The sequence below is a fragment of the Flavobacterium sp. genome, from assembly GCF_023151265.1.
Classification (GTDB): domain Bacteria; phylum Bacteroidota; class Bacteroidia; order Flavobacteriales; family Flavobacteriaceae; genus Flavobacterium.
In genome coordinates this window covers 1-3,258 of sequence record NZ_JAKLJH010000220.1, presented here as the reverse complement: position 1 = coordinate 3,258, position 3,258 = coordinate 1, and the positions used below count along the sequence as shown (strand labels likewise).

Annotated in this window: 4 protein-coding genes; all 4 read right to left on the bottom strand. The window is 34.3% G+C overall.

The features are described from left to right. Positions 1-1,784 (bottom strand): aspartate kinase (locus L6Q46_RS13750; RefSeq protein WP_291284787.1); only part of this gene is annotated, 1,784 nt, incomplete at its 3' end. Between the two features lies 1 nt (position 1,785). Continuing rightward, positions 1,786-1,956, bottom strand: a complete 171-nt coding sequence (locus L6Q46_RS13745; RefSeq protein ID WP_291284786.1) for a hypothetical protein — start codon at positions 1,954-1,956, stop codon at positions 1,786-1,788. Between the two features lie 5 nt (positions 1,957-1,961). Continuing rightward, positions 1,962-2,735 carry an alpha/beta fold hydrolase gene (locus L6Q46_RS13740; protein ID WP_291284785.1) on the bottom strand — a complete coding sequence of 258 codons (774 nt, stop codon included), beginning with the start codon at positions 2,733-2,735 and terminating at the stop codon, positions 1,962-1,964. Positions 2,736-2,799: 64 nt separating this feature from the next. Beyond that, positions 2,800-3,258: PLP-dependent transferase (locus L6Q46_RS13735; protein ID WP_291284784.1), on the bottom strand; the 459-nt coding region annotated here is incomplete at its 5' end.

The following is a 3,258-nucleotide window of genomic DNA, read 5'->3' as shown; positions in this document are numbered from 1 at the left end:
AAACCTGCACCCACATTCGTTTCGTATAAATATTCTTTTTGGTTATCTTTTAGTACTTTTCGAAGATTTTTGTAAAAATCAAAACTTACCGTATTTGCGACTTTATTCGACGAAATCAAATCGAAACTATTTTCTGCTAACGAAATGTAATTTTCGATAAAATTTGCACTTGCTGTGTTGTCAATTGCGATTAGATTTTCCAAATGATGTTCTTTGGCGTAAGCGATAATATCTTCCACTTTATATTCCTGACCTTTATCTTCTAACGTTGCTTTCCAATTTTCACTGATTCCGAATTTATTCAACAAGACTTTCTTTGAATTCGCAATCGCAAAAACATTCAGCTTAATTCCTTTTCGCTTTTCGATGTTTTTTGCCGATTCTAAAATTTGAGAAATCAAAGTACCTCCAACCGTTCCGTGACCGAAAATGGCAATGTTAATTTTTTTCGCAACTCCAAAAATCTCACCGTGAATCACATTTAAAGCACGCTTAAATTCGTCTTGACTAATTACCAAACTGATGTTTCTTCCCGTAACGGTATTGTTCAACAAAATCGGTGTGATTTTATTTCGGATTAAAGCCGTGTACGGTTTGTGGAAATTGGTTAAATCTTGTCCGATAATCGAAATCACCGCAATGTTATCGTTTACCGAAATTTTATTGACATCTTTTGTGTAAAAATCAGTTTCAAATTCTTTCTCCAAACCAACCAAAGCTTTCGAAGCCTTGTCAGAACTCACGACCAAACCAATTCCTCTTTCCGAAGAACCTTGCGAAATGATGCTTACGCTAATATCGTTTTCAGCCATCACACGGAAAATTCTTGCATCAACCCCTGTTTTTCCTAATAAACCTCTTCCTTCTAAATTAATCAGTGACACATTGGTTAAAACCGAAAGCGATTTGATGCCTTCATTGGTTTGTTCCGAAGTGATTAATGTTCCATCATTTTCAGGATTAAACGTATTTAAAATGCGTAATGGAATATTTTTCTCCACCAATGGAATAATGGTTTTGGCATGTAAAATTTGCGCTCCAAAATTTGCCAACTCGTTAGCTTCGTTAAACGATAATCGCTCGATTTTTTTTGCATCGGCAACTAAATCAGGGTTTGCCGTGAAAATTCCGTCAACATGCGTGTAATTTTGGAATTCTTCGGCGTTTAAATAATTTGCCAATAAGGAAGCCGTGTAATTACTACCATTCCTTCCTAAAGTAGTAGTTTCGTTGTGTAACGTTGAACCAATAAAACCTGTTACGATGTTGACTTTATCGGTGTTTTTCTCGAAATAATCTAAAACATTTCGCTTCGAAACAGCGTCAATTGGCTGTGCATTACCAAAATTTATATCGGTTTTTATTAATTGACGTGAATCGGTAAATTGTGCTTTGATACTGTTTTCGTTTAGAACGTTAGCCACGTATTTTGCTGAAAGAATCTCGCCATACGCAATAACTTGGTCTTTGATTTTCTCACTGTAATCTCCTAAAAGCGAAACGCCTTCTAACAATTTCTGTAAAACAGAGAATTCCTCTTCGAAGATATTTTCTTTCAAACCTTCTAATTGGTATTTTTTGAATTGTTCTAAATCTGCTTGAAAATTGATGTTGGCTTGTGCTTTTTTTAGTAAAATTACCAATTCGTCAGTGGCGTTTCCTCTTGCCGAAACTACGACTGCGATGGGTTCGTTATTGAAATATTTTTGAGCAATCGTTTGAATTACTTTTTGCAATCCTTCTCCGTTTGCTAATGATTTTCCTCCAAATTTTAATATTTTCATCTTAATTGAATATAGGTTTTAGTATGTTGTTTAATTGTTCAAATTCTATCAAGAAAGCATCGTGTCCGTGAATGGATTTGATTTCGTGATAAAATGCATTGTTTTTGTAGTATTTGACTTCCTGAAAAGCAGTTTTAATTTCGTTTGCCGTAAAAAAGTAATCAGTATCCACGCTAATTAGATGAATGTTTGATGAGATGCTTTTGATGACTTCCGATTTATTATTGTTTTTTTCAACAAATGATTCATGAGTTTATAAGCCGAAAGCTGAAATCGATTTTGCAATTTTTCTCCGTGATGCAACAACCAACTTTCTACCTGAAACAATCCTTCCGAATTTTGTAATTTTGCGTGAAATTTTTCTTGGAGTGATTCGGGTGTTCTGTACAATAACATGGCGTGAATTCTAGCATCATGAATTGGATTTTTGGAATTATTCAAAATTAAATCTTGAATTAGCACATTCCCAATCAACCAATCAGAAGCTTTCCAATTTGTAGCAACCGGAATTAAATTCGCAATCGCTTTTGGTCGAATCGCTGCCATTTCCCATGCAATTGCTCCGCCTAAACTTCCACCGATAACAGCAAAAACTTGATTCACTTTAAACGAATCGATTCCTTTCCAAAATAAATTAGCAATATCATAAGTGGTAAAATCTTGATAATTTTCAATCAAATTTTCCGAATCTTGATAGCCGTTTCCAGGAATATTGAAAGCTAAAACTGCATATTTTTTGGTATCGATAATTTTATCATCACCAATTAACGATTGCCACCAACCATTTTCGCCAATTACTTGCGAATTTCCAGTTAAAGCATGATTTACTACTATCAAAGGCGCTGAACCAACAGGTTGTCCAAACAATTGATACGACAAAATCACTTTTGATTGCACTACTTCATTTTGCAATGGAACATTTTGGAACACTATTTTTTGAATTGTACTCATCTTTCTTTTTAAAAAAAGGCTACCTTTAGGTAGGTCTATCGGTAGCCTTCAAACAAACAAAAACCTAAACTAAATTTTGAACTGGCAATTTTTCGAAAACACTTTGTAAATCGGCTTTCAAGTCTTCTATATCTTCTAATCCAACAGATAAACGAATTAAATCTTTCGTTACTCCAGTTGTGATTTGTTGCTCTTCTGACAATTGTTGGTGCGTTGTACTTGCTGGATGAATAATCAATGATTTTGTATCACCAATGTTCGCCAATAATGAGAAAAATTGGGTTTCATCCGCAACTTTTTTAGCCGCTTCGTAACCGCCTTTTAATCCAAAAGTTACGATACCACTTTGTCCTTCCGGTAAATATTCTTGCGCTAAATCGTAATATTTTGAAGAAATCAATCCTGGATAATTTACCCAAGCTACTTCTGAACGTTTTTGCAACCATTTGGCTAATTCAAGTGCATTTTCACTATGTTTTTTGATTCGGATAGCTAAAGTTTCTAATCCTTGAATAATTTGAAA